At 61.7% G+C, this 18,295-nt stretch carries 15 protein-coding genes and 1 pseudogene; 7 read left to right on the plus strand and 9 right to left on the minus strand.

Annotated features, from left to right (window positions below; all coding sequences use genetic code 11):
* Window positions 1-1,371, minus strand: coding sequence for an MFS transporter (locus tag SNL23_RS12825; protein WP_318302418.1), 1,371 nt, complete (start codon window positions 1,369-1,371; stop codon window positions 1-3).
* 121 nt (window positions 1,372-1,492) lie between these two features.
* Here SNL23_RS12825 and SNL23_RS12830 point away from each other — a divergent pair, with 121 nt between their 5' ends.
* Window positions 1,493-2,377, plus strand: coding sequence for a LysR family transcriptional regulator (locus SNL23_RS12830; protein WP_076014930.1), 885 nt, complete (start codon window positions 1,493-1,495; stop codon window positions 2,375-2,377).
* 154 nt (window positions 2,378-2,531) lie between these two features.
* Here the strand turns inward: SNL23_RS12830 and SNL23_RS12835 are convergent, their stop codons facing one another.
* The 4 genes and pseudogenes from SNL23_RS12835 to SNL23_RS12845 form a co-directional block, all read right to left on the minus strand.
* Window positions 2,532-3,110 (minus strand): flavin reductase family protein, encoded by a 579-nt coding sequence (locus SNL23_RS12835; protein ID WP_076014929.1) that lies wholly within the window; start codon window positions 3,108-3,110, stop codon window positions 2,532-2,534.
* A 54-nt stretch (window positions 3,111-3,164) separates the two neighbouring features.
* A complete protein-coding gene (locus SNL23_RS31535) occupies window positions 3,165-3,596 on the minus strand; it encodes a methyl-accepting chemotaxis protein (RefSeq protein ID WP_371317243.1) in 432 nt (143 codons plus the stop codon).
* 108 nt (window positions 3,597-3,704) lie between these two features.
* Window positions 3,705-4,481, minus strand: a pseudogene (locus tag SNL23_RS31540) (PAS domain-containing protein); the annotation flags it as partial.
* Between the two features lie 107 nt (window positions 4,482-4,588).
* On the minus strand, window positions 4,589-4,921 hold the full coding sequence (locus SNL23_RS12845; protein ID WP_318302409.1) for a DUF2790 domain-containing protein: 333 nt from the start codon (window positions 4,919-4,921) through the stop codon (window positions 4,589-4,591).
* A gap of 238 nt (window positions 4,922-5,159) precedes the next feature.
* Between SNL23_RS12845 and SNL23_RS12850 the strand changes: the two genes are divergently transcribed.
* From SNL23_RS12850 to SNL23_RS12865, 4 genes are all read left to right on the plus strand, one after another.
* Window positions 5,160-6,488 (plus strand): OprD family porin, encoded by a 1,329-nt coding sequence (locus tag SNL23_RS12850; protein ID WP_318302410.1) that lies wholly within the window; start codon window positions 5,160-5,162, stop codon window positions 6,486-6,488.
* Between the two features lie 236 nt (window positions 6,489-6,724).
* The gene (locus tag SNL23_RS12855) at window positions 6,725-6,910 is read left to right on the plus strand and encodes a hypothetical protein (protein WP_076014925.1); all 186 of its coding nucleotides are present in this window, start codon (window positions 6,725-6,727) and stop codon (window positions 6,908-6,910) included.
* A 220-nt stretch (window positions 6,911-7,130) separates the two neighbouring features.
* Window positions 7,131-7,805 (plus strand): heavy metal response regulator transcription factor, encoded by a 675-nt coding sequence (locus SNL23_RS12860; protein ID WP_076014924.1) that lies wholly within the window; start codon window positions 7,131-7,133, stop codon window positions 7,803-7,805.
* Window positions 7,802-9,205 carry a heavy metal sensor histidine kinase gene (locus SNL23_RS12865; RefSeq protein ID WP_318302411.1) on the plus strand — a complete coding sequence of 468 codons (1,404 nt, stop codon included), beginning with the start codon at window positions 7,802-7,804 and terminating at the stop codon, window positions 9,203-9,205. The genes SNL23_RS12860 and SNL23_RS12865 overlap by 4 nt, the downstream gene beginning before the upstream one ends.
* 139 nt (window positions 9,206-9,344) lie before the next feature.
* On the opposite strand, the gene SNL23_RS12870 is transcribed toward SNL23_RS12865, so the two are convergent.
* The 3 genes from SNL23_RS12870 to SNL23_RS12880 are packed head-to-tail and all read right to left on the minus strand — an operon-like array spanning window position 9,345 to window position 14,884.
* Entirely contained in the window at window positions 9,345-12,506 is a 3,162-nt protein-coding gene (locus SNL23_RS12870) for a CusA/CzcA family heavy metal efflux RND transporter (protein WP_076014922.1), read from the minus strand.
* 18 nt (window positions 12,507-12,524) lie between these two features.
* Window positions 12,525-13,643 (minus strand): efflux RND transporter periplasmic adaptor subunit, encoded by a 1,119-nt coding sequence (locus SNL23_RS12875; RefSeq protein WP_076014921.1) that lies wholly within the window; start codon window positions 13,641-13,643, stop codon window positions 12,525-12,527.
* A gap of 17 nt (window positions 13,644-13,660) precedes the next feature.
* Complete coding sequence (locus tag SNL23_RS12880; protein WP_318302412.1) at window positions 13,661-14,884, minus strand: TolC family protein; 1,224 nt, start codon at window positions 14,882-14,884, stop codon at window positions 13,661-13,663.
* A gap of 160 nt (window positions 14,885-15,044) precedes the next feature.
* Between SNL23_RS12880 and SNL23_RS12885 the strand changes: the two genes are divergently transcribed.
* Entirely contained in the window at window positions 15,045-15,719 is a 675-nt protein-coding gene (locus SNL23_RS12885) for a heavy metal response regulator transcription factor (RefSeq protein WP_008437506.1), read from the plus strand.
* A gap of 3 nt (window positions 15,720-15,722) precedes the next feature.
* Here the strand turns inward: SNL23_RS12885 and SNL23_RS12890 are convergent, their stop codons facing one another.
* Complete coding sequence (locus SNL23_RS12890) at window positions 15,723-16,628, minus strand: cation diffusion facilitator family transporter (RefSeq protein ID WP_318302413.1); 906 nt, start codon at window positions 16,626-16,628, stop codon at window positions 15,723-15,725.
* Window positions 16,629-16,845: 217 nt separating this feature from the next.
* Here SNL23_RS12890 and SNL23_RS12895 point away from each other — a divergent pair, with 217 nt between their 5' ends.
* Entirely contained in the window at window positions 16,846-18,216 is a 1,371-nt protein-coding gene (locus SNL23_RS12895; protein ID WP_023659163.1) for a GntT/GntP/DsdX family permease, read from the plus strand.
* Window positions 18,217-18,295 lie beyond the last annotated feature (79 nt).

Here is an 18,295-nt window from a genome sequence, read left to right on the forward strand (position 1 = left end):
CTATGTCGCTGCCGAAATCGTATTCGACGCTGGAGCTCGTTCTTTAAGGGCCAACGCCAGCACCGCCCCCGCCAATGCAATCGCCGCACTCCACCACAACGCCAGTTCAATCCCGCCCGCCTGCGCCGCACCCGTCGACCCGCCGGCATTCGCCAGCGACACCAGCAACGCCAACCCCAATGCGCCGCCAATCTGCTGGCTGGTGGACGCCATGCCCGCCGCCACACCTTGCTCTCCCGGGCGTATGCCCAAGCCGGCGGCCACCCACATCGCCGTCCAGGTCATGCCCTGGCCGATGCTCAGGATGAAAATCCCCGGCAGCAATGACCAGAACCCCGCCCCCGTCGGCAACGCCAGGCACACCAGGGCAATGCCCACCGCACCCGCCAACTGGCCGCTGACCAGGGTGGTGCGCAATCCCAGGCGTGCCAACGAACGTTCCGCCAGCCAGATACCGCCGGTGCACACCAGGGTCGCCGGCAAAAATGCCAAGCCCGCCTGCAATACGCTGTAGCCGTAGACCTGCTGGTAATACACCGCCAGAAAGTAGTACTGCACGCCAAAGCTGCTCATGAACACCGCCGTCAACACCATGGCCATGCGCAACTCCCGATAGCCCAACAACCGCAGCGGCATCAGGGGATCGCGCCCTCGATGTTCGATCCAGGCAAATAACCCGAGCAGCGCCAGCGCCAAGGCCATGCAACCCAGGGTCGACGGCGCCGCCCAGCCCCACTCCGGCCCCTGCACCAGGGAGAACACCAGCAGCGTGCCGCCTACCGTCACGGTCAACGCGCCGCTGATGTCAAAGTTGCGCCCCCGGGCTCGCTCGCCATCGGCGGGAATCCAGTAACGCGCCGCCAGGGCGCAGGCGCCGGCCAGCGGCACGTTCACCAGGAATACCGCCTCCCAGCCCCACGCCTGGGTCAGCACGCCGCCGAGCAACGCGCCCAATGCCAGGCCCGCCGCTGACGCCGCGCTCCACACCGCAAATGCACGATTACGCGCCGGCCCTTCGGCGTAATGGGTGTTGATCAGCGCCAGCGTCGCCGGGAACAACAGCGCCCCACCCACGCCCTGTACCGCCCGGGCCAGCACCAGCAACAACGCGCTGCCGCCGAGCACCGCCGCCAGGGAAGACAGCGCATACAGAGATTGGCCGAGGATGTACAAGCGCCGCTTGCCCAGCAGGTCTGCGGCGCGACCGCCCAGCAACAGGAAACCGCCGAACGCCACGCTGTAGGCGCTGACCACCCACTGCAATTGCTGGGCGGAAAAACCCAGGTGGTTGCCGATCTGCGGCAGCGCGACAAACACGATGGTCGCGTCGAGGGCGATGATCAGTTGCGCGGTCGCCAGCAGCAACAGCATCCAGCCTGAGGGTCGAGATAAAGACATCACAGCGTCCTGCCAAAAAGTGAGAGGCGCCAGTGTCTTTCATGCCCAACAGATGATAAATAGCCTTATCACTCTTTCAGTAATGACTTTAATCATGGATCTGAACGCTGTTCGCCTGCTGGTGCGCGTCGCCGAAACCCGCAGTTTCACCCGGGCTGCCGGAGACTTGGGGTTGACCCAATCGGGCTTGTCCCGCGCCATTTCCCGCCTGGAAAACCAGTTGGGCGTACGCCTGCTGCAACGCAACACCCGCAGCGTCAGCCTCACACCCGACGGCCAGATGCTGTATGAACGCAGCGCGCCGTTGCTGGCTGAACTGGCCGAAGCCGAACGACAGATGCTCGACCGCCGCGCCTCACCCTCCGGTTTGCTGAAGATCAGCACGCCATCGTTGTTTGGCCGCAAAGTGGTGATGCCGGTGATCGGCGAACTGACCTTGCAATACCCGGAAATGCGTATCGAAGCGGTGATGACTGATCGCCTGGTGGACATCGTCGACGAAGGTTTTGATGCCTTGCTGCGCACCGGCGATATCCAGGACCAACGCCTGATCGCCCGGGCACTGCCGCCGCTGCGCTGGGTCACCGTTGCCGCCCCGGCTTATCTCGCGCGTTTTGGCACACCGCAAACGGTCGATGAACTCAAGGACCACAATTGCCTGACCGTACGCAACCTGCGCACCAGCCGGTTGGTGGACTGGCAGTTCATGCTGGAGGGCAAGGTGCAGGACGTGAGCGTCGAGGGACGGTTGATCTTTGATATTGGCGATGCGCTGGTGGACGGCGCACTGGGCGGGTTTGGCATCGCCCAGGTGATGGATTTTGCGGTGCGGGAAGATCTGGCGGCCGGGCGCCTGGTGCCCTTGCTGGAGGGCTTTGCCGGGCGCAGTCGGGCGATATCCCTGGTGTATCCGCCATCGCGGCAGTACTCACCGAAGTTGATGGCGTTTGCCGAGGCACTCAGCAAAACCCAGTGGTAACACAACCTCTTGTGTTGAGGGGCTTGTCTGGTGAGGGGGCTCTTGTGGCGAGGGGGCTTGTCCCCCGTTGGAGTGCGTAGCGCTCCCGTTCTTTTTGGGGCCGCTACGCAGCCCAACGGGGGACAAGCCCCCTCGCCACAGGTTCGGTGCAGCATCAAGCCAGGTTTTTACCGTCCAGCGGCTCACCAATCGTCAGGAAATGCCCGCCCGCCACATGGTGCAAGGTACGCAGCGCATCGTGCCCTTCGAAATGCCAACGACCGTCGCTGAACACCCGCTCATCCGCTTCGGCCGCCACCACTTCGGCGAGGAACAAGTCGTAGGTCTGCTGGTTATGCGGCTCCGGCAGCAACCGGCACTCCAGCCACGCCACGCAACCTTCGAGCATCGGTGCTTCGGTGTGTTCGCCGCTGAACGCCTGCAAGCCATACGCCGCGAACTTGTCCGTCTCGCTGCCGGTGGTGTTGCCTACGGTCTGCACAATATCGGCTTGGGCCGCGCACGGCACGTTGAGCACGAAGGTGCCGGCGCTTTCCAGCAGTTGCCGGGTCCAGGTGGCCTTGTCGAGTACGACGGCGACTTTGGGCGGTTCGAAATCCAGCGGCATGGCCCAGGCCGCCGCCATGATGTTGCGCTGGCCGTTGTGCGCAGCGCTGACCAGCACGGTCGGGCCGTGGTTGAGCAAGCGGTAGGCCTTGGACAGCGGGACGGGACGGCGATGGTTAGGGCTCATGGACGAAAGGCTCGGAAAAAAAACCTACGATACCTCAAGCATGAGCCCCGGTGACTAGCTGCTCAGTTGATTGGCAAACTGCCCCACCGCGCTGACCACCTTCTGGGCACCGTCCTGGATCTCGACGATCACCGTGCCCGCCTCGGCCGCCAACGCCAGGCCTTGCTCGGCTTGCAGGCGGCCATCGGTCATCAGCGCCACTGCATCGCGGGCCATGTCCTGGTTCTGGCGCACCACGCCAACGATTTCTTCAGTGGCCTTGCTGGTACGCGAAGCCAGTTGCCGAACCTCATCGGCCACCACCGCAAAACCACGGCCTTGCTCACCGGCGCGGGCGGCTTCGATGGCGGCGTTGAGCGCCAGCAGGTTGGTCTGTTCGGCGATGCCGCTGATGGTCTTGACGATGCTGCCAATCACCTGGGACTGGGCGTTCAGCGCTTCGATGCCCTCGCCCGCCTGTTGCATGTGTTTGGCCAGGTCGCGCATCACGTCCACCGCCTGGGTGACCACGGTGGTACCGCGCTGGGCACTGCTGTCGGTTTGCAGCGAGGTGCTGTAGGCGATGTTGGCCGCTTCGGCCACGGCCTGTTCCTGGTTGATCTGGTCGGTGATCACCGTGGCGAACTTGACCACTTTGTACAGCCGCTCATTGGCGTCGAGCACCGGGTTATACGAGGCCTCCAGCCACACCACCCGCCCGTGGCTGTCCACACGCTTGAAGCGGCCGGCGACGAATTCGCCGGCGTTCAGACGTTTCCAGAACTGCTGGTACTCGACGCTGTTGGCGTCCTGCGGTTCGCAAAATATCCGGTGATGTTTGCCCTGGATCTGCGCCAGGCTGTATCCCATGCCGTTGAGGAAACGGTCGTTGGCCGTCAGCACATTACCGTTGAGGTCGAACTCGATCACCGCCGTAGAGCGCACCAGCGCGGTGATCAGGTTTTCGTGCTCGCGAGAGGCCTCGATGGTGCGAGTCAGGTCGCTGGAAAACATCGAAATATGCTTGATACGCCCGTCACTGCTGCGCACCGGTTGCACGATGGAACGCAACCACGCCTCGTTGCCGTTGCCCCGCGTCAGGCGCACCGTGCCGGCGAAATGTTCGCCACGCACCAGGGCGTTTTTGAAGCGCAGTTGAAACGCGTCCTGCTTGACGTGCGCCGGTACCAGGTCTTCGATCAAGCGGCCTTGCAGCTGGCTGCCCTGGTAACCCATCTCTTGAAGAAAGATGGCATTGACCGACTCGATACGCCCTTCGGGATCCAGGGTCAGGGCCATCATTTCGCTTTCCAGGCTCTCTCTCACTTGCTGCAGGCTGGACAATTCTTCGCGAAGAGCAGACAGCTCCTGCTTGAGACGGGTGTTGAACATGGAGGCACCGGTGGGCAAGTAAGGACGTGGGTCTGACCTGCATCGGCGCTGCCGGCATTTTCTGAAGAGCGCTTTAGTGCGTTGCTCAACTATATTTTTGCGGCCCCTCAACTGCCGTTGTTACGGCAGATGCCCATGACCTGGTACTGGAGCGTGTTGAGCTTGCCGGTGGAATCTTCATAGGTCATGCGCGACGGTACCGCGTTGCACGAACGGATCGGTGGCGTGACGTTGATCACCTTGGCAATGTCCAGCTTCATGCCGTAGCGATAGTCCTGGACCACGGGCATCGCCTTGCCTTTTTTCGCGGCATAGGCGGCCATGGCTTGCTCGTTGTTTTGCATCAACTGGGCGAAGGTGCGGTCACCGCCGCCTTCCGCCATCGCGCCGACGGAAAAGATCAGGGCCAATGCAGCGACAGTGGATTTCAGGGTGTTCATGAGGGCGTCCTCGTCTGATTTCATTGATTGAAAGTTCAGAGCAAGAGTAACTAACCAAGCCTGTCGCAAAGTTCACCGAACGATTACTTATCCGTTATGTCTTGTTGAAATTCCAAAATTGTAATCTGTGCGCCACCTCGTCGTTATCTCGTGTTTGCAACTATCTGCGCGGGCACCACTAAAACAAGAATGCCCCATCGATAAGAAGCTAATAGCTGCCACTACCGAGGAGCGCTACATGAGTACTCACCGCACACTTTCGCTTTCCATGATTGCCGCACTCGCGGGGCTTACCCCGCTTTCAAGCATGGCCGTGGAAGATAAACTTGAAGGGTTTATCGAAGACAGCACGTTGAACGTGCTGGCCCGCAACTTCTACTTCAACCGGGACGATCGCAAGGGCCAGTCGAGCCCTACCGGCAATGGCTACTCGGAAGCCTGGGCCCAGGGGTTTATCGGCAAGTTCGAGTCCGGATTCACTCAGGGTTCGGTGGGTTTCGGCCTGGACGCGTTTGCGATGTACGGCCTGAAACTCGACTCCGGCACCGGCCGCAGCGGCGGCAAGGGCTCGTTCGGCGTGCTGCCGGTAGACAGCGACAACCACCCGGAGGACGGCTACAGCAAGCTCGGCGGCGCGGTAAAACTGCGCCTGCTGGATACCGTGATCAAGGCCGGCGATGTATTCCCGCTGACACCGGTGGTGGCCTATGGCGACTCGCGGGTATTGCCGGAAAGCTTTCGTGGCGTCACCGCACAAAACACCAGCATTGAAGGCCTGAGCCTGCAAGGCGGACACCTGAGCGGCATGAGCCAGCCCACCCAGAGCGGCATGGATAAAGGCTTTGCGACGTTTTATGCGGGCAAGGTGGATTCACCCTGGATCGGCTATGCCGGTGGTGACTACCAGGTGAACAAACACTTCAGCGTCAGCCTGTACACCAGCCGCCTGAAGGATGCCTGGGACCAGTACTACTTCGGCAGCGCCGCCAGTTATCCGCTGAACGATGAGGTTTCGCTGTTTGGCGACTTCAACTATTACAAGGCGGTGGACGAGGGCAAGAAACGCCTGGGCGAGTTCGATAACAACATCTGGAGCGCCAGGATCGGAGTCAAGGTGGGCGCTCACAGCCTGGCCTTGTCCCACCAGCGCAACAACGGTGATGACGACTTCGACTACCTGCGCATGTCGGACTCGATCTTCCTCAACAACTCGATCCAGTACAGCGACTTCAACTCGCCCAAGGAACGCTCATGGATGCTCGCCTATAACCTCGACATGCAGGCCTTCGGCATTCCCGGGCTGACCTTCATGACCCGCTACGGCAAAGGCACCGGCGCCGACTACAGCAACGCCAACGCCGTGTACATGCGCCGTGACGCGGCCGGCGACCCGTTGACCGATCAACGCCGCTGGGAGCGGGATATCGAGGCCAAGTACGTGGTGCAGGGCGGCAACTTGAAAGACCTGTCGCTGCGGCTGCGCCAGGCGACGGTTCGTTCAAGTGCCTTTGAGTCGGACCTGGAAGAAGTTCGGCTGATTGTCGAATATCCATTGGCAATTCTCTAAACGACGCCCTTTGTAGGAGCGCGCTTGCTCGCGAAGAACCTGAGAGCGCTGCGTTAAACCAGAAGCCCCGCGTTATCGTTAACGACCTTCGCGAGCAAGCTCGCTCCTACAATTGAATAACATCTGTTCACAATTTGAAGCCTGTCAGAACTGTAATATGCGCCTCACCTTCTCGTTAAGTTGCGCTTCTTATACTGGCTACAACTAACGGCACCCGCCTTATTTGGAGACACGTCATGAAGCCATCGCACTTGTTATTGATCAGTTTTCTCGGCGCCACTTCCAGCCTCGCATTGGCCGACGACGGTGCCGACCGTTCCCGGCAGTTCCTCGCCGAGTTCCGCCAGCAACAGCAGCAGGTCCACGGCGAACAATCCGTGGCCGAGACCGCGCCCGCCGACGCACAGAAGCAGTCGATCTGAACGGCGCACACCGAGCACATTCATCTCTGAAGCTTTTGTGTAGCTCCTTTGGAAAGAGATGAATTTTTTACGCCCCGCATGGGGCGTTTTTTTTGCCTGCCGGTTTTGCAGCGCAACAAGCAGTCACAAACTGCCCGGTTGACCCTGTAGCTACTTCAGCCTTCAGGCTTCGGAAAATCCGAATCACAGTCTCTCTCTATCAATAAAAGGTAAATTCCCCATGCGTATCCTTGTGGTTGAGGACGAGCAAAAAACCGCCGCCTACCTGCAGCAGGGCCTGACCGAAAGCGGTTACGTGGTCGACTGCGCAGCCAGCGGCGTAGACGGCCTGCACCTGGCCGCGCAACACGCCTATGAACTGGTGATTCTCGACGTCAATCTGCCGGCCAAGGATGGCTGGGAAGTGCTTGAGCAATTGCGCCGCGACAGCAGCCAGCGGGTGATGATGCTGACGGCCCGTGGCCGGTTGGCCGACAAGATCAAGGGCCTGGACATGGGCGCCGATGATTACCTGGTCAAACCCTTCGAGTTTCCCGAGTTGCTCGCCCGGGTGCGCACCCTGCTGCGTCGCAGTGAGCACATACCGGTGCCGGAAGTGTTCCAGGTGTCGGACCTTGAACTTGACCCCCGCCGCCACCGCGCGTACCGAGGCACCCGACGTATCGACCTGACCACCAAGGAATTTGCACTGCTGCACGTGCTGATGCGCCAGTCCGGCGAAGTACTGACCCGCACGCAGATTATTTCCCTGGTCTGGGACATGAATTTCGACTGCGACACCAACGTGGTGGAAGTCTCCATCAGCCGCTTGCGGGCCAAGGTCGATGACCAGAGTGACGTCAAGCTGATCCACACCATTCGCGGCGTGGGTTATGTGTTGGAGGCCCGTCAATGAAAGCCAGCAGCCTGTCGATGCGCCTTGGGCTGACGGTGAGCCTGATGGGCGCCGGCCTGGTGGTGTTGCTCGCAACGTTGGCGTACCTGGCGCTGACCCACGAGCTGGAGAAACTGGCGCGCAAGGGCCTGGAAAGCAAGATGGAACAGATCCAGCACAGCCTCGCCCTCGGCCTGGACACCCGCGACATCCAAGCCCGCCCGCACTCGCTGATGGACCTGGTGATGGGGCACGATAATTTCTACCTGACCATCGTTGGCACTGCGCCCAATGAAGTGGTGCTGCTCAGCATCGGCGCCAAGCCCCAGGAACCGTTGCTGACCGACTTCGCCCCGTCCCAGAACCTCGGTTACCTGAACTGGGACGACGGCAACGGCAATCAAGTACTCAGTGCCTCCAGCCTGATGCGCCTGGCCAGTGGCGAGCGCGTGCGGGTCCTGTTATCGCTGGATCGCAGGGACGATCAGGCGCTGCTCAGTGCCTACCTGCGTTCCACCGTGATCGCCCTGCCGCTGCTGTTGCTGCTGATCGGCATCGGCGCCTGGTGGGTGGTGCAACGCGGGCTGGCGCCGCTGCAGCAGTTCAGCCGCGTCGCCGCAAAAGTCACCACGCAGGACCTGACCCACCGCCTGGCTGTGGATAACTTGCCCAAGGAACTGGGCGAGTTGGCGCAAGGCATCAACTTCATGTTGCAGCGCCTGGACGGCGGCGTGCAGCAGCTGTCGCAGTTCTCCGATGACCTCGCCCATGAGCTGCGCGCGCCGCTGACCAATTTGATGGGCAAGGCCCAGGTGACGTTGTCCCGAGAGCGCCCGCCGCAGGAATACAAAGCGGTGCTGGAATCCAGCACTGAAGAGATGGAACGCTTGGCGCGGATCGTCTCCGACATGCTGTTCCTGGCGCAGGTCAGCCACCCTGCGGCGCGGGTTTCGTTTGCGCCGGTGTCCCTGGCCGCTGAAGCGCGCCGGGTGATGGAGCTGTTTGCGTTGAGTGCCGAAGACAAGCAATTGACCTTGAGCCTCGACGGCGATGCCTTCGTGCATGGCGACCGTTTGATGATTCAGCGGGCGATTTCCAATTTGCTGTCCAATGCCATTCGTCATAGTCCACCAACCTCCAATATTTCGTTGCAGGTAGAGACTCACACCGAGCAAGTATCGCTGTCGGTGGGCAATCCCGGCCCGGGGATTGAAGCGCAACACCTGCCGAACCTGTTCGAACGCTTCTACCGCGTCGACAGCAGCCGCGCCCGCTCCGAAGGTGGCACCGGGCTGGGGCTGGCGATTGTGCGGTCGATCATGGTGCTGCATCAGGGGCGGGCTGAAGTCAGCAGCTTGCCTGAAAGTTTCACTGAGTTTCGACTGGTGTTTCCTCTTCACACCAACGCTATCTGCCAATAAATCATTGTGGCGAGGGAGCTTGCTCCCGCTGGGTTGCGCAGCAACCCTAAAAAGCCCACCGCATTCTTTCAGCTGAAAATAGGTCACCAGTGTTGGGGCTGCTGCGCAGCCCAGCGGGAGCAAGCTCCCTCGCCACAGGTTATTGGTCAGACATCACGCGGTCTTCCGGTTCCTCACGCCGATGCGCCCAGTGATACAGCGCCGGCAATACCAGCAGGGTCAGCAGCGTCGACGAGATAATCCCGCCAATCACCACCGTCGCCAACGGGCGCTGTACTTCGGCGCCGGTGCCGGTGGCGAGGGCCATGGGGATAAACCCGAGCGACGCCACCAGTGCCGTCATCAACACCGGGCGCAAGCGCGTCAGGGCGCCTTCGTTAATCGCCACCGACAGTGAGCGCCCTTCCTCCCGCAGGCTACGGATGAACGCGATCATCACCAGCCCGTTAAGCACCGCCACCCCCGACAACGCGATAAAGCCCACGCCCGCCGAGATCGATAGCGGAATATCCCGCAGCCACAGCGCCATGATCCCACCGGTCAACGCGAAGGGAATCCCGGTAAACACCAGCAGCCCATCCTTGAGGTTGTTGAACATCATGAACAACAGCCCGAACACCAGCAGCAACGCCACCGGCACCACGATGCGCAAGCGTTCGGAGGCCTCCTTCAGCTGCTCGAACTGGCCGCCCCAGCTGGTCCAGTAGCCCGCAGGAATTTTCACCTGGGTGCCGATGGCAGTCCCGGCTTCCTCGACAAACGAGCCGATATCCCGCCCACGCACGTTGGCGCTGACGATCACCAGGCGCTTGCCGTTTTCGCGGCTGATCTGGTTGGGGCCGAGCACCAGGTCCAGGCTGGCGACTTCCGACAGCGCGATAAACCCCAACTGCCCCGCCGCGTTATTCGCCAATGCCGGAATCGGGATCAGCAACCGCGACAGGCCTTCGATGTCGGTACGCAGGGCGTCGGACAAACGCACGACCATGTCGAAACGCCGGTCGCCTTCGTACATCGTCCCGGCCTGGCGCCCCCCCACGGCGACGGCAATCGTGTCTTGCACATCGCCCACGTTCAGGCCAAAACGTGCGGCCTTGTCGCGGTCGATATTGATGGTCAGCACCGGCAAGCCGGAGGTCTGTTCCACCTTCACTTCCGAGGCGCCCTTGAGGGTTTGCAAGGTCTCGGCGATTTCCCCGGCGGTCTTGTTGAGCACCGCCATGTCATCACCAAACACCTTCACCGCGACGTCGCTGCGCACCCCGGATATCAGCTCGTTGAAGCGCAGCTGGATCGGTTGCGACAGTTCATACACGCTGCCCGGCACAATCGCGCTGGCACGTTGGATGTCGGCGATGATCGCCTCGCGGGACTTCTTCGGATCCGGCCACTGGTCCTTGGGCTTGAGCATCACGTAGCTGTCGGAGATGTTCGGCGGCATCGGGTCGGAGGCGATTTCCGCGGTGCCGGTGCGGGCGAATACCCGCTCGATTTCCGGCACTTCGGCCATCAGGGTTTTTTCCAACTGTTGCTGCATGTGCACCGATTGCGTGAGGCTGGTGCCCGGAACGCGCATGGCCTGCAGGGCAAAGTCACCTTCGCTCAGGCTGGGGATAAATTCGCTGCCCATGCGACTGGCCACCGCCCCCGACACGACGATGGTCAGCACCGCCAGGCCGAACACCAACGGGCGGCGCGCCATCACCCAATCCAGCACCGGCGCGTAGACGCGACGTGCGGTGCGCATCACCAGGTTTTCTTCTTCCTTGACCTTACCGGTGACGAACAGCGCAATCGCTGCCGGTACAAAGGTCACGGACAAAATCATCGCCCCCAGCAGTGCGATCACCACGGTGAACGCCATCGGGTGGAACATCTTCCCGGCCACCCCGGTGAGGGCGAAGATCGGCAGGTACACCACCATGATGATCAGTTGCCCGAAGATCAGCGCGCGCCGCGCCTCCTTGGCCGCCGCGAACACTTCATGCAAGCGCTCGCTGCGGGTCAACAATCGCCCGTGGCGCTGCTGGGCATGGGCCAGGCGGCGGATGGAGTTTTCGACGATCACCACCGCACCATCGACGATAATCCCGAAATCCAACGCGCCGAGGCTCATCAGGTTGGCGCTGACCTTGTTGGTGAACATCCCGGTAAAGGTGAACAACATCGCCAGGGGAATCACCATCGCGGTGATCAGCGCGGCGCGGATATTACCCAGGAACAGGAACAACACCGCCACCACCAGCAGTGCCCCTTCGAAGAGGTTCTTCTTCACGGTGCTGATGGCTTTTTCCACCAGGTTGGTACGGTCGTAGACGGTGACGGCGACCACACCTTCAGGCAGCGAACGGTTGATCTCTTCGAGTTTTTTCGCGACGGCCTGGGACACGGTGCGGCTATTTTCGCCAATCAGCATAAACACCGTGCCCAGCACCACTTCGCGGCCATTTTCAGTGGCGGCGCCAGTACGCAACTCACGGCCGATATCGACCTGGGCGACGTTGCGCACGCGAATCGGCGTACCGTCAGAGGTGGTGATCACGATGTTGGCGATGTCGTCGATGGACCCGACTTGCCCCGGCGCACGGATCAGCAATTGCTCGCCGCTGCGCTCGATGTAACCGGCGCCGACGTTGGCGTTGTTGCGCTCCAGCGCCGTGACCAGGTCGCCCAAGGTCAGGTTGTAGGCCGCCAGGCGCTTGGGGTCGGGGGCGATCTGGTATTCCTTGGCAAAGCCGCCGATGGTATTGATCTCGGCCACGCCCGGCACATTGCGCAGTTGCGGCTTGATGATCCAGTCCTGGATCACCCGCAGATCAGTCGGCGTATAGCCTGAGCCGTCCTCCTTGCGCGCGCCGTCTTTCGCCTCCACGGTCCACAGGAAAATTTCCCCGAGCCCGGTGGAAATCGGCCCCATCATGGTTTCAATGCCATCCGGCAATTGCTCGCGGGCCACCTGTAAGCGTTCGTTGACCAATTGGCGGGCGAAGAACAGGTCGGTGCCGTCCTTGAAAATCACCGTGACCTGGGACAAGCCCGAGCGCGACAGCGAGCGGGTCTGCTGCAACCCCGGCAGCCCGGCCATGGCGGTTTCGATGGGAAAGGTGATGCGCTGCTCGGTTTCCAGCGGCGAAAACCCCGCCGCCGCCGAGTTGATCTGCACCTGGACGTTGGTGATATCCGGCACCGCGTCGATGGGCAATTTCTGATAACTGGCGATGCCGACACCGGCCATCAACAGCACCGCCAGCAACACGATGATGCGCTGCTCGATGGCGAATTGGATAAGGCGCTCAAACATGGGAAATCACTCGCAGGGTCAATGGGCGTGCTCGGCTGAGGCCTTGCCCAACTCGGACTTGAGGATGAAGCTGCCGACGGTGGCCACCTGCGCTCCGGCGTCGAGGCCCTGGCGGACTTCGACGAAACCGTTTTCGCTGACGCCCAGTTCGATATGCCGGGTCATGAAGCCGTCGCCGGTGCGCACGAACACCGAGGGTTTGTCCTCGACGGTCTGGATCGCTTCCTGCGGGACCGTGACCTTGGCCTGGTAAGTGTCGGTGGCAACTTGCACGGAGACGAACAGCCCAGGGCGCCACGAGGCGTCGGGGTTCGGCACCGTGACGCGCACGGTGGCCGTGCGGGTTTGCTCGCCCAGCAAATTGCCGACATAGGCCACGGTGCCGAGCACTTCGGTGCCCATTTCCGAGGAGGTGACCTTCACCGGTTTGCCGACTCGGACCTTGTTCAAATCCTTGGGGAACACGCCGAAGGTGACCCACACCTGGGACAGGTCCGACAGGGTGAAGGCGTTGCTGGTCTCGCTCACCACTTCGCCGACGCCCAAGTGTTTTTCCACCACCACGCCGTCGAATGGCGCGCGTAATTCGTAGCGATTGCCGCCGACCAATACGGCGCTGCCGCTCAGGGCGTTCATCTTTTGCCGAGCATTGTTCAGGGCGATTTCTGCCTCTTGCAGCGCCTGGCGCGCCAGCAGGTAATCCTGTTCGGCAGAGATTTTGTCCTGCCACAACTGGCGTTCGCGTTGGAAGGTGGTGCGGGCCAGCACAACCCGGCGCTCACTGGCTGCCAGTTCACTGCGCTGATCGGAAATCTGCTGGCTGGCGATCACCGCCAACAGCTCGCCCTTCTTTACCGATTGGCCGAGGTTGACCTTCACCGACTCCACTACGCCAGCGGCACGCGGGACGATGTGGGAGGTGCGGTCCTCGTCGAAACGCACCTCGCCCGGCAGTGAAAGCACGGTGCTGATCTGCCGGGATTGCGCCGGGGCAAGTTGAATGCCGGCGGCCTGGATCTGCTGTTCGGTCAGCTCGAGTTTGCCTTCTTCTTCCGCCTCTGCCGCACCGCTGATGGCCGGCCACGCCAGCATCAGCCCCAGCGCAATCGCCAGTGCTCTACTTTGTGTGTTGTTCATGGAATGCTCCTGGAAATTCAAAACCGGGCGAGGTCGCCGTAAATCCGTTCGATACGCACCCAGGCTTCAGTGGCCTGGGCGGTCGCCGCGAGGTATTGGGTGCGGGCCGCAATCAAGGTGCGCTGGGCGTCGAGCACCTCGAGGAAGTTGAACTTGCCCATTTCGAAGCCACGGGTGGCGCTGTCCACGGCGCTTTGGGCGGCGGGCAGGATCTGTTGGTTGAACGAGCGCACCTCGGTATTCGCGGTTTGCCAGAGGTCCAGGGCCTGGCGGGTTTCGGTGCGCAGGCGCAGTTCGGCGGCGTTGCGCAGGTCGCGGGCCTGGTCGGCACGGCGACTGGCGGCGAGCACGTTGCCCTGGTTGCGGTTGAACAGCGGGATGGGCATCGACACGCCCACCACGTTGACCCGCTCACGCACGCTGGCGTCGTACTGGCTGCCGATGGACACGTCGAGATCGGGAATGCGCTGGGCTTTTTCCAAGCCCAGGGCCGCTTCACCCTGGGCGATTTTCAGCTCGGCCAAACGCAGTTCGACGGTTTGCTGAAGGCGCCCGAGCAACTGCGCGGTCGGCGGTAGTTCAGGTGCCGCCTGGGCTTGGGTGGCGACCGCCTGGAAGTCGGTACTGGCCGCGCCGGTACTGGCAGCGAGGCGGCGATAGGCGTCGGTCAGGCCCATCTGCGCGCGGTTAAATTCGAGGCGGATTTCCGAGAGCTGCACCTGGGCCCGGGTAGCTTCCACTGGCGACGATTTGCCGGCAGTGACGCGACCGTTGGCAACCACCAGGCCGCGCTCGGCCAGCGCCAGCGAACGCTGAGCCAGGTCGAGACGTTCCTGGGCCCGAAGCGCGCCGTAGTAACCGTCGATAACATCCGCACGCAGCCCGTTGCGGCGCTGCTCCAAGGTCAGTGCGGCGGCTTCCTGGGCGCGGGTGGCGACATCAATCCGTGCGCCGCGCTTGCCGCCCAGTTCCAGGGTCTGGCTCAGCTTGACGGTGGTGGTGCGCGAATTGCGACGGGTGTCTTCGGCATCCCAGGAGGCGACCGGGTTTGGGATCAAACCGGCCTGTTGGCGACCGCCCTGGGCGATGTCGATTTCCCACTGTGCAGCGGCCATATCCGGGTTGTTGGCGAAGGCGGTTTGCAGGGCCGATTCGAGGGTCAGGGTTTGCGCATTGACGCCCTGAACCGTCATCAGCAATAGAACGGCGGGCCCAATGAACGTGCTTATAAAAGTTGGCATAACCAGAGTTCCATGCCCATGAATTAACAGGTGGGCAATGTAACTTTCAGTACTTATCAGAGGAGTGGCCAGAACATTACAAATCCGTTAGCAACGGCTCTGGCGCGGGCTTTTGCTTTAAGCTCCCGGCAACTTTCCACTGCCCAGCGGGATCCCCGACATGCGTATTCTGGTCATCGAAGACGAACCTAAAACCGCCGATTATTTACATCAGGGATTGAGTGAAAGTGGCTATATCGTCGACTGTGCCGCCACCGGTGCCGACGGCTTGCATTTGTCCCGCCAGCACGCCTATGACCTGGTGATGCTCGACGTCAATCTGCCGCTGATGGATGGCTGGGATGTGTTGCAACGCATTCGCCAGAACAGCAGCACGCGGATCATGATGCTGACCGCCCAGGGCCGCCTCGCCGACCGGATCAAGGGCCTGGACCTGGGCGCCGATGACTACTTGGTCAAGCCGTTTGAATTCCCCGAATTGCTCGCTCGAGTGCGTACCTTGATGCGCCGTAGCGTGCACTCGCCGGTGCCGGATGTGTTGCGGGTGGCTGACCTGGAATTGGATCAGGGCCGCCACCGGGCATTTCGCGGCTTGCAGCGCATCGACCTGACCACCAAGGAATTCGCCCTGCTGCACCTGCTGATGCGCCAGAGCGGCGTGGTGCTGTCCCGCACGCAGATCATCTCGTTCGTGTGGGACATGAACTTTGATTGCGACACCAATGTGGTGGAAGTGTCGATCCGCCGCCTGCGGGCGAAGATCGATGACCCGTTCGAGCGCAAGTTGATCCATACCTTGCGCGGCGTGGGTTATGTGCTGGAAGACCGTGAATGACGGTCAGGCGTGCACCTCGTCGTGCTCGTCATGCTGAAAACCTTCGCCTTCGATCTGGATCGTGGCGTGGGAAATATCGAATTGTTCATGCAGTAACTCCGTCACCTGGCTGAGGATCTGTTGCTCGGTGCCTTGCGCCGAATCCGCCACCAAGTGAGTGCTCAGCACATTTTTGCCGCTGGTGAGGGCCCAGATATGCAGATCGTGCACGTCCTTGACGCCGGGAACGCCGCGAATCGCCTGTTCCACCTTGTCGATATCGATTCCGTCCGGCACACCTTGCAGCAGCACGTTCATGCTTTCCTTGAGCAGTGTCCAGGTGCGCGGCAACACCCAGAAGCCAATCGCTGCCGCCACCACTGAATCCACCCAGCCCCAGCCGGTGTACATGATCACCAGCGCCGCGATGATCACGCCGACGGAGCCGAGCATGTCGCTCCAGACCTCCAGGTACGCGCCCTTCACATTCAGGCTTTCGCCGCTGGCCGCACTCAGCAATCGCATGGAAATCAGGTTGACGATCAGCCCCAGCACCGCGATCACCAGCATGCCCGTGGACTGGATTTCGGCGGGCGCCTGCAGGCGTTGATAGGCCTCATACAGGATGTAGAACGCCACGCCGAACAGCAGCAGCGCATTAAACGCCGCCGCCAGGATCTCGAAACGCGCATAGCCGAAGGTGCGCTTGCGGTCGGCGGCGCGCTTGGACACCTGGATCGCCACCAGGGAAATTGCCAGGGCCAGGGCGTCGGTCATCATGTGCGCGGCGTCGGACAACAGCGCCAGGCTGCCAGTGATAAAGGCGCCGATCACCTCGGCAATCATGAAACTTGAGGTCAGCCCCAGGGCCATCCATAACTTGCGTTCGTGGCCGGCGCGTACTTGGGCGTGGCTGTGTCCTGCACTCATGAAATGTCCTCGTGGGTCGTGGTCTGGTTGATCATAGAGCTATAGGCCAAAACCACCGGCATGGGTTGCGAAATTGTCATCCCGCCGTCAGCTGGACGTTACGCCATGCGCACCAAAATTGAACATGAACGCTCTGGAACCGTTGTATCAGGTATGCTTTTCGAGCAGGAAACAAAAAGAAACATATTAGCCAACCTGTTCGATAAGGAGTCCCGTTTTGGAGTTATCGACTGCCGCGTGGATGGTTCACGACACCCGCCTCATGTTCTGCGTATTACTGGCCATCGCCAGCATCATTGTGTTGATCAGCGCGACCAAGCTGCCGCCCTTCCTGTCGATCCTGATCGGCACGTTTATCGCCGGTGTCGGCGCCGGCTTGCCGCCGGAAGAAGTGGCCAAGGCGTTCAGCAAAGGCGCCGGGGCGATCCTCGGTGAAGCCGGGATCATCATTGCCCTGGGCTCGATGCTCGGCGCGTTGATGGCCGAGTCCGGCGCTGCCGACCGTATCGCCACCACCCTGCTCGGGCTGGGCAAGGGCAAGTCGTTGCCCTGGGTGATGGCGCTGGTGGCGATGGTGATTGGCTTGCCGCTGTTCTTCGAAGTGGGCCTGGTGATGATGGTGCCGATCATCTTTGTGATGGCCAAGCGTTCGAACCAGCCGCTGCTGAAAATCGCGATCCCGGCGTTGGCGGGCATGACCACCCTGCACGCCTTGATGCCGCCGCATCCGGGCCCGCTGATTGCGGTGGGCGCGTTGCACGCCGACCTGGGCCTGACCATGTTGCTGGGCTTCTGCCTGGCGGTACCGGCCGTGATTCTGGCGGGCCCGTTGTACGGCAACTGGCTGTCCAAGCGCATGCACGTGGACGAGCCGGCCGACATTGGCGCGCTGTTCAGTGCACCGCCCAAGGCCCCGCGCCAGCCGAGCTTTGGTGTGTCGCTGCTGATCATTCTGTTGCCGGTGATCCTGATGCTCGGCAGCACCTTGGCCAAGGTCGCCATGTCGCCGGAAAGCCCGGTGGCGTTGACCTTGAAATTCCTCGGTGAGCCGTTGATCGCGCTGGGCCTGGCGGTGATTGCCGCAGTGATTTGCCTGGGCTGGGCCAGCGGCATGCCCCGGGCCGATGTCGGCAATACCTTGCGCAAGGCGCTGGCGCCGATCGCGGTGCTGTTGCTGACCATAGGCGCGGGCGGCGGGTTGAAGCAAACCCTGCTGGATGCCGGCGTGAGCCAGACCATCAGCAAGGTGGCCGAAGGCGCACACATGCCGTACCTGCTGCTGGCCTGGTTGATTGCCGTGGCGCTGCGTCAGGCCACCGGTTCGGCGACCGTTGCCACGACCACCACGGCGGGCATTCTGGCGCCGATGATGGCGGGGTTGGCGGCGACGCAAAGCTCACTGGTTGCCCTGGCGATTGGTGCCGGCTCGGTGTTCTTCTGCCACGTCAACGACGCCGGCTTCTGGATGGTGCGCGAGTACTTCGGCTTGCAGTTGAAGCAGACGATCTGGGTGTGGTCGGTGTTGCAGACCATTGTGTCGGTGGTCGGTTTGGTCGGCACGCTGCTGATGTGGCACTTCCTGACCTGATGATCGTTCCCACGCTCCGCGTGGGAATGCATTCCGTGACGCTCCGCGTCACAAGAGCGGACGCGGAGCGTCCAGGGAG

Origin of the sequence: Pseudomonas sp. SED1 (assembly GCF_034044025.1) — a bacterium.
In the GTDB taxonomy this organism is placed as follows: domain Bacteria; phylum Pseudomonadota; class Gammaproteobacteria; order Pseudomonadales; family Pseudomonadaceae; genus Aquipseudomonas.

Coding starts and splice junctions, on each gene's coding strand:
- SNL23_RS12870 (WP_076014922.1), bottom strand. CDS start 12,506: ATGTTTGAGCGCCTTATCCAATTCGCCATCGAGCAGCGCATCATCGTG.
- SNL23_RS12860 (WP_076014924.1), top strand. CDS start 7,131: ATGCGTATCCTTGTGGTTGAGGACGAGCAAAAAACCGCCGCCTACCTG.
- SNL23_RS12825 (WP_318302418.1), bottom strand. CDS start 1,371: ATGCTGTTGCTGCTGGCGACCGCGCAACTGATCATCGCCCTCGACGCG.
- SNL23_RS12865 (WP_318302411.1), top strand. CDS start 7,802: ATGAAAGCCAGCAGCCTGTCGATGCGCCTTGGGCTGACGGTGAGCCTG.
- SNL23_RS12890 (WP_318302413.1), bottom strand. CDS start 16,628: ATGAGTGCAGGACACAGCCACGCCCAAGTACGCGCCGGCCACGAACGC.
- SNL23_RS12850 (WP_318302410.1), top strand. CDS start 5,160: ATGAGTACTCACCGCACACTTTCGCTTTCCATGATTGCCGCACTCGCG.
- SNL23_RS12880 (WP_318302412.1), bottom strand. CDS start 14,884: ATGCCAACTTTTATAAGCACGTTCATTGGGCCCGCCGTTCTATTGCTG.
- SNL23_RS12835 (WP_076014929.1), bottom strand. CDS start 3,110: ATGAGCCCTAACCATCGCCGTCCCGTCCCGCTGTCCAAGGCCTACCGC.
- SNL23_RS12855 (WP_076014925.1), top strand. CDS start 6,725: ATGAAGCCATCGCACTTGTTATTGATCAGTTTTCTCGGCGCCACTTCC.
- SNL23_RS12875 (WP_076014921.1), bottom strand. CDS start 13,643: ATGAACAACACACAAAGTAGAGCACTGGCGATTGCGCTGGGGCTGATG.
- SNL23_RS12830 (WP_076014930.1), top strand. CDS start 1,493: ATGGATCTGAACGCTGTTCGCCTGCTGGTGCGCGTCGCCGAAACCCGC.
- SNL23_RS12885 (WP_008437506.1), top strand. CDS start 15,045: ATGCGTATTCTGGTCATCGAAGACGAACCTAAAACCGCCGATTATTTA.
- SNL23_RS31535 (WP_371317243.1), bottom strand. CDS start 3,596: ATGCGCGACCTGGCCAAACACATGCAACAGGCGGGCGAGGGCATCGAA.
- SNL23_RS12845 (WP_318302409.1), bottom strand. CDS start 4,921: ATGAACACCCTGAAATCCACTGTCGCTGCATTGGCCCTGATCTTTTCC.